General features: G+C 68.6%; 5 protein-coding genes and 2 pseudogenes. 1 reads left to right on the top strand and 6 read right to left on the bottom strand.

The annotated features are described in order from the left end of the window. Position 1: 1 nt before the first annotated feature. The 6 genes and pseudogenes from ACZ5NH_RS31905 to ACZ5NH_RS31930 form a co-directional block, all read right to left on the bottom strand. Positions 2–685: a response regulator gene (locus ACZ5NH_RS31905; RefSeq protein ID WP_468780140.1), complete on the bottom strand. Its 684-nt coding sequence runs from the start codon at positions 683–685 to the stop codon at positions 2–4. A 133-nt stretch (positions 686–818) separates the two neighbouring features. Continuing rightward, entirely contained in the window at positions 819–1,487 is a 669-nt protein-coding gene (locus ACZ5NH_RS31910) for a potassium-transporting ATPase subunit C (protein ID WP_468780141.1), read from the bottom strand. Between the two features lie 5 nt (positions 1,488–1,492). Next, positions 1,493–3,622: a potassium-transporting ATPase subunit KdpB gene (kdpB, locus tag ACZ5NH_RS31915; RefSeq protein ID WP_468780142.1), complete on the bottom strand. Its 2,130-nt coding sequence runs from the start codon at positions 3,620–3,622 to the stop codon at positions 1,493–1,495. Further along, complete coding sequence (kdpA, locus tag ACZ5NH_RS31920; RefSeq protein ID WP_468780144.1) at positions 3,619–5,283, bottom strand: potassium-transporting ATPase subunit KdpA; 1,665 nt, start codon at positions 5,281–5,283, stop codon at positions 3,619–3,621. Before kdpA ends, kdpB begins: the two co-directional genes overlap by 4 nt. Before the next feature lie 8 nt (positions 5,284–5,291). Next, positions 5,292–5,381 carry a K(+)-transporting ATPase subunit F gene (gene kdpF, locus ACZ5NH_RS31925; RefSeq protein ID WP_037770757.1) on the bottom strand — a complete coding sequence of 30 codons (90 nt, stop codon included), beginning with the start codon at positions 5,379–5,381 and terminating at the stop codon, positions 5,292–5,294. Between the two features lie 247 nt (positions 5,382–5,628). Continuing rightward, positions 5,629–6,754, bottom strand: a pseudogene (locus ACZ5NH_RS31930) (amino acid permease); the annotation flags it as partial. 187 nt (positions 6,755–6,941) lie between these two features. Here ACZ5NH_RS31930 and ACZ5NH_RS31935 point away from each other — a divergent pair. Beyond that, positions 6,942–7,345: pseudogene (locus ACZ5NH_RS31935) on the top strand (amino acid transporter); the annotation flags it as partial.

Raw genomic sequence — 7,345 nt, forward strand, 5'->3', positions numbered from 1 at the left:
GTCATCCTTCGAAGCGATAGCCCATGCCGGGCTCGGTGATCAGATAGCGGGGGTGGGAGGGGTCCGTCTCCAGCTTCCTGCGCAACTGCGCCATGTAGACCCGCAGGTAGTTGGACTTGTTGCTCTGCGAGACGCCCCACACCTCCTGGAGCAGCTGCCTCTGTGTGATCAGCCGACCGGGATTGGTCACCAGTATCTCCAGCAGATGCCACTCGGTCGGGGTCAGCCGTACGTCCCGCCCGTCCCGTACGGCCTTCTTGGCCAGCAGATCCAGGGTGAAGTGCTCCGTCTCGACCAGCGCCGCCGAGGGGACCAGCGGTGTGTCCTCGGTGCGGCGGACAGCGGCCCGCAGCCGGGCGAGCAGCTCGTCCATGCTGAACGGCTTGGTGACGTAGTCGTCTGCGCCGGCGTCGAGCGCGGCCACCTTCTCGTCGGACGCCTGGCGGGCGGACAGGACCAGGATCGGCACGCGGCTCCAGCCCCGCAGGCCCTTGATGATGTCGACACCGTCCATGTCGGGCAGGCCGAGGTCCAGCAGCACCGCATCGGGCTGACGCGCGGCGGCGAGCCGCAGGGCCGTGGCGCCGTCGGGGGCGGCGTCCACGCCGTAGTGCCGTGCCTGCAGGTTGATGACGAGGGCCCGTACGAGCTGCGGGTCGTCCTCCACCACGAGCACCCGGGTCATGGGTGTGTGCCTTTCCTCTCGTACGTCGGGCCGAAGGGCGCCGGACACGAGGCAACCGACGTCATGGCCACGGGAGTTGGCGGAACCAGGATGCCTCCCTGCCGCCAACTCCCGCGTGTGTCGCGTAATCCCATCAGTGCTTCGCCACAAGGTCCTTGAGCGCGATGTTGAGCTCCAGGACGTTCACCCGGGGCTCGCCCATGAAGCCCAGGGTGCGGCCCTCGGTGTGCTCCTTGACCAGCTTCTCCACCTGTGCGAGCGGCAGGTTGTTCTTCGCGGCTACGCGGTGGACCTGGAGTTCGGCGTAGGCCGGGGAGATGGCCGGGTCCAGGCCCGAGCCGGAGGAGGTCACCGCGTCCGCGGGTACCTCCGACGGCTTGACCGTGTAGCCGGGAACGGAGTTGTCCTTCACGACGGCGGCCTTGGCGTCCTGCACCTGCTTGATCAGCACCTTGCTGTCGGCGGACAGGTTGGTGGCACCGGAAAGGATCAGCTTGTACCGGGTGTTGACGCTGTTCGTGCCGAGGCCGTTCGCCGGGCGGGGCTGGAACCACTTCAGGTCCGCGTCCGGCGTCTGCCGGCCCTTCGTCAGCGGCAGGTTGTACGACTGCCCGATCAGGGACGAGCCGACGACCTTGCCGTCCGCCTTGATCTCGGAGCCGTTCGCCTTGTTGCTGAACAGTGCCTGGGCGATGCCGGTCACGGCCAGCGGGTAGATGACGCCCGTCACCAGGGTCAGCACGAGGAGGGCCCTGAGGCCCGCCCCGAGCAACCGGACGGTGTTCGTAACGGAGTTGTTCATGGCGATCAGCCGATTCCGGGGATGAGGGAGATGAGCATGTCGATGATCTTGATGCCGATGAAGGGGGCGATCAGTCCGCCGATGCCGTAGATCCCGAGGTTGCGCCGCAGCATCTTGTCGGCGCTCATCGGCCGGTACCGCACGCCCTTCAGGGACAGCGGCACCAGCGCGACGATGATCAGCGCGTTGAAGACGACGGCCGACAGGATCGCGGAGTTCGGCGAGGACAAGTGCATGATGTTCAGCTTGTCCAGGCCCGGGTAGACCGCCGCGAACAGCGCCGGGATGATCGCGAAGTACTTCGCGACGTCGTTGGCGATGGAGAACGTCGTCAGCGCACCGCGCGTGATCAGCAGCTGCTTGCCGATCTCCACGATCTCGATCAGCTTGGTCGGGTTGGAGTCGAGGTCGACCATGTTGCCGGCCTCCTTGGCGGCCGACGTACCGGTGTTCATCGCCACGCCGACGTCCGCCTGGGCGAGCGCGGGCGCGTCGTTGGTGCCGTCGCCGGTCATCGCGACCAGCTTGCCGCCGGCCTGCTCCCGCTTGATCAGGGCCATCTTGTCCTCGGGGGTGGCCTCCGCGAGGAAGTCGTCGACGCCCGCCTCCTCGGCGATCGCCTTCGCGGTCAGCGGGTTGTCACCCGTGATCATGACGGTCTTGATGCCCATGCGGCGCAGCTCCTCGAACCGCTCCCGCATACCGTCCTTGACGACGTCCTTGAGGTGGATGACACCCAGCACCCGGGCGCCCTTGTCGTCGTGCACGGCGACCAGCAGCGGGGTGCCGCCCGCCTCGGAGATCCCGTTGGCCATGCCGTCCGCGTCCTCGGCGACCGTGCCGCCCTGCGCCTCGACCCAGGCGATCACCGAGGCGGTGGCGCCCTTGCGGATCTTCCGGCCGTCGACGTCCACACCCGACATACGGGTCTGGGCGGTGAACTCGATCCACTCGGCGCCGGCCAGTTCGCCCTGGTGGCGCTCGCGCAGCCCGTACTTCTCCTTGGCGAGGACGACGATCGAGCGGCCCTCGGGTGTCTCGTCGGCCAGCGAGGACAGCTGAGCCGCGTCCGCGACCTCGGCCTCGGTGGTGCCCCTGACCGGCACGAACTCGGCGGCCTGCCGGTTGCCGAGGGTGATGGTGCCGGTCTTGTCCAGCAGCAGGGTGGAGACGTCACCGGCGGCCTCGACCGCACGCCCGGACATGGCGAGCACATTGCGCTGCACCAGCCGGTCCATGCCCGCGATGCCGATCGCGGACAGCAGGGCGCCGATCGTGGTCGGGATCAGACAGACCAGCAGGGCCACCAGCACGACCATGGTCAGGTGCGTGCCCGCGTAGTTCGCGAACGGCGGCAGCGTGGCGCAGGCCAGCAGGAAGACGATGGTCAGCGAGGCGAGCAGGATGTTCAGCGCGATCTCGTTGGGCGTCTTCTGCCGGGCGGCGCCCTCGACCAGGTTGATCATCCGGTCGATGAAGGTCTCGCCGGGCTTCGTCGTGATCTTGATGACGATCCGGTCGGACAGCACCTTCGTGCCGCCCGTGACGGCGCAACGGTCACCGCCGGACTCCCGGATCACCGGGGCGGACTCGCCCGTGATCGCCGACTCGTCCACCGAGGCGACGCCCTCGACGACGTCGCCGTCACCGGGAATGACGTCGCCGGTCTCGCAGACCACCAGGTCGCCGATGGTCAGCGCGGTGCCGGGGACCTGCTCCTCGGAGCCGTCCGCGAGCAGCCGGCGGGCCACGGTGTCGGTCTTGGCCTTGCGCAGGGTGTCCGCCTGCGCCTTGCCGCGGCCCTCGGCGACCGCCTCCGCCAGGTTGGCGAAGATCACCGTCAGCCACAACCAGGCACTGATGGTCCAGCCGAACCAGTCGCCCGGGTGCTGGAAGGAGAAGACCGTGGTGAGCACCGAGCCGATCCACACCACGAACATCACGGGCGACTTGACCATCACCCGCGGGTCGAGCTTGCGGCAGGCCTCCGGCAGGGACCTGACGAGCTGCTTGGGGTCGAAGAGGCCCGCTCCGACACGGCCCTCGGCGGGCTTGTGCCCGGTCGGCGCGTCCTGGTGGGGCGCAAGGGTGGGAGTGGACATGGAGTCCTCGTGCTTCTGGATGTCGGTCGTCATGACGCCAGCCCCTCGGCCAGCGGGCCCAGCGCCAGGGCCGGGAAGTAGGTCAGACCGGTGATGATCAGGATCGCGCCCACCAGCAGGCCGGTGAACAGCGGCTTCTCGGTGCGCAGGGTGCCGGCGGTGACCGGGACGGGCTGCTGCTCGGCGAGCGAGCCGGCCAGCGCCAGCACGAACACCATCGGCAGGAAGCGGCCCAGCAGCATCGCGAGCCCGGTCATGGTGTTGAACCAGTCGGTGTTCGCGTTCAGACCGGCGAAGGCCGAACCGTTGTTGTTCGACGCCGAGGTGAACGCGTACAGCACCTCGGAGAACCCGTGCGCGCCCGAGTTGAGCATCGAGTGCGGCGGCGTCGGCAGCGCCATCGAGGCGGCCGTGAACACCAGCACCAGGGCGGGGGTGATCAGGATGTAGCAGGCGGCGAGCTTCATCTCGCGGCCGCCGATCTTCTTGCCCAGGTACTCGGGCGTACGGCCGACCATGAGACCGGCGATGAACACCGCGATGACCGCCATGATCAGGATGCCGTAGAGGCCGGAGCCGGTACCGCCGGGCGTGATCTCGCCCAGCATCATGCTCAGCATGGTGATGCCGCCGCCGAGCCCGGTGAAAGAGGAGTGGAAGGAGTCCACCGCACCGGTCGAGGTCAGCGTCGTCGCCACCGCGAAGATCGACGAGCCGCCGACGCCGAAGCGGACCTCCTTGCCCTCCATCGCACCGCCCGCGGCCTGCAGCGCCGGACCGTGGTGGGCGAACTCGGTCCACATCATCAGGACGGTGAAGCCCAGCCAGATGGTGAACATCGTGGCGAGGATCGCGTACCCCTGCTTCACGTTGCCGACCATCACACCGAACGTGCGGGTCAGCGAGAACGGAATCACCAGGAGCAGGAAGATCTCGAAGAGGTTCGTGAACGGGGTCGGGTTCTCGAAGGGGTGGGCGGAGTTGGCGTTGAAGTAGCCGCCACCGTTGGTGCCGAACTCCTTGATGGCCTCCTGCGAGGCGACCGCACCGCCGTTCCACTGCTGCGAACCGCCCATGAACTGACCGACCTCATGAATGCCGGAGAAGTTCTGGATCGCACCGCAGGAGACCAGGATCACCGCGGCGATCGCAGCACCCGGCACCAGGATCCGCAGCGTGCCGCGCACCAGGTCGCTCCAGAAGTTCCCCAGTTCACCGGTGCGCGAGCGCGCGAAACCCCGCACCAGCGCCACCGCGACCGCGATACCCACCGCGGCGGAGACGAAGTTCTGCACGGCCAGCCCGGCGGTCTGCACGACGTGACCCATGGTCTGCTCGCCGTAGTACGACTGCCAGTTCGTGTTCGTCACGAACGACACGGCCGTGTTGAACGACTGCGCCGGGTTGACCGAGGCGAAGTGCATCGAGCCGGGCAGCACGCCCTGGAGCCGCTGCAGCAGGTACAGGAAGAGGACGCTGACGGCGGAGAAGGCCAGCACACCGCGCAGGTAGGCGGGCCAGGTCATCTCGGCGTCCGGGTTGGCACCGATGGCCCGGTAGATCCACTTCTCCACCCGCAGGTGCTTCTTCGAGGAGTAGACCTTGGCCATGTAGTTGCCAAGGGGGATGTAGGCGAGCGCCAGCGCGCCTATGAGGGCGAGCAACTGGAGGAAGCCTGCGACTTCTGGACTCATGTCTGGCTTCAGAACCTCTCCGGGAAGATCAGGGCGAGGACGAGATAGCCCAGCAGAGCGACGGCCACGACCAGGCCGACGACGTTCTCGACGGTCACAGCTTCGTCACCCCCCGGGCGACGAGAGCCACCAGCGCGAAGCCCGCGAGCACGGTGACGACGAAGGCCAGGTCGGCCATCGTGAACTCCTGAAGAGGTTCGGGGGTGGAACAAGGACGGTTAGAGGAAACCCCCTCCCTGGCCGGATCTGGACACTCGTTGACGGCACCCTTACGGCCTCGCCCACGGCTTTGACGGGACTCTTACGGCCACCGATCCCTACCGGCCAGTAATAGAGCGTTTCTCCTCAGCGCAGCCGGAAGCGGAGCCGGCAGATCACCGCGTCCGTCTCCCGCCGCACGGCGTGCGCGACCACCGCACCCCGCTGGTTCTGCAGCAGCCGCTGCCACAGCCGCTCCGGCTCCGCCTCCGGGATCAGCACCGTGACCCGGGTACCGGGCTCGGCGGCGGCCACCTCACGGACGTACGCGGCGATCGGACGGCCCAGGCTGCGCCTCTCGCAGGACAGCCGCACCAGGGGCACCCCGGGGTCCCACGCGGCCCAGGCTCGCTCCAGGGCGTGCAGTTGGGCGCGGTCCTCCGGGTCCGGGTAGCCGACGGTGACGGCACGGACCTCGTCGCCGAGGGAGGCGGCCGCCGTCAGTGCCTCGGAGGTGAGCCGGGACAGCGAGGACACCGCGACGATCACCAGGGAGCGGTCGCGGTGCGGGGGCTCGGGGACGCGGCCCAGGCCGAGTCGCTCGGCGATGCGGTCGTAGGCACGGTGGACGGCGACGAAGGCGGCGATCAGCAGCGGCAGCGCCACCACGATCAGCCAGGCCCCCTCCGCGAACTTGCTCGCCGTGACGACGACCGCCGAGACACCGGTGAGCAGCGCCGAAGCCGTTCAGCAGCGCCTTCCCGCGCCGGCCACGGCCCCGCTCCTGGCGCCAGTGCCGGACCATGCCCACCTGGGCGATCGTGAAGCCGACGAAGACACCGATCGCGAACATCGGCACCAGGGTGTTGGTGTCCCCGCCGGAGAAGACCAAGAGCGCGGCCGAGACGACGGCGAGGGCCAGCACGCCGTGCCGGTGGACCTGGCGGTAAGCCTTCAACGCGAACACATGCGGCAGATAGTTGTCACGTGCCAGCAGCTTCAGCAGCACCGGCAGCCCGCCGAAGAACGTGTTTGCCGACAGCGCCAGCAGGATCATCGTCGCGAACTGGATGACGTAGAAAGCCCAGTTGTGGCCCAGCGAGGCATCCGCGAGCTGCGCCAGCACCGTGACGCCCGCCACCGGCTGGAGGTGGAAGCGCCCGATCAGCACCGGCAGGCCGATCAGCATCAGGCCCAGTACGGCGCCCAAGGCGATCTCCGCCCGCTGGGCCCGACGCACGCGTGGTACACGGAAGGAGGGCAGGGCGGATGCGTACGACATGACGCTGGGTGTCCGGTCCTAAGGCGCGCGGCACGCGACGCGCTCGGCCTTAACGCGGTCTTGACGCGTTAGGAGGACATACACGTGCGCCCATGCGTCACTCCTTGCTTACGCTGGTGCCGCCGTCCGCGTGATGGCCGGAACCCCACGCTGAGCCGCACATCAGGAGAGCACGCCGATGGCCACGACCGAACACCCTCCCAGTACCAGCCGCCTGCGGACATGGATGCTGGAGGGCCTGTCCGACATGGGCAAGGCCGGCGGCCACACCGGCCCGCACGCCGAGCCGGAACCCCCGCACAGGGGTCAGCGCTGGTACCGGGTGATGTGCCTGACCGGTGTCGACTACTTCTCCACCCTCGGCTACCAGCCCGGCATCGCCGCCCTCGCGGCCGGTCTGCTCTCGCCGGTCGCCACCCTGGTCCTCGTCGTCGTCACCCTGGCGGGTGCCCTCCCGGTGTACCGCCGCGTGGCGGAGGAGAGCCCGCACGGCGAGGGCTCCATCGCCATGCTGGAGCGGCTGCTCTCCTTCTGGAAGGGCAAGCTGTTCGTCCTGACGCTGCTGGGCTTCGCCGCCACGGA

The sequence above is a fragment of the Streptomyces sp. NPDC031426 genome (genome assembly GCF_055581585.1).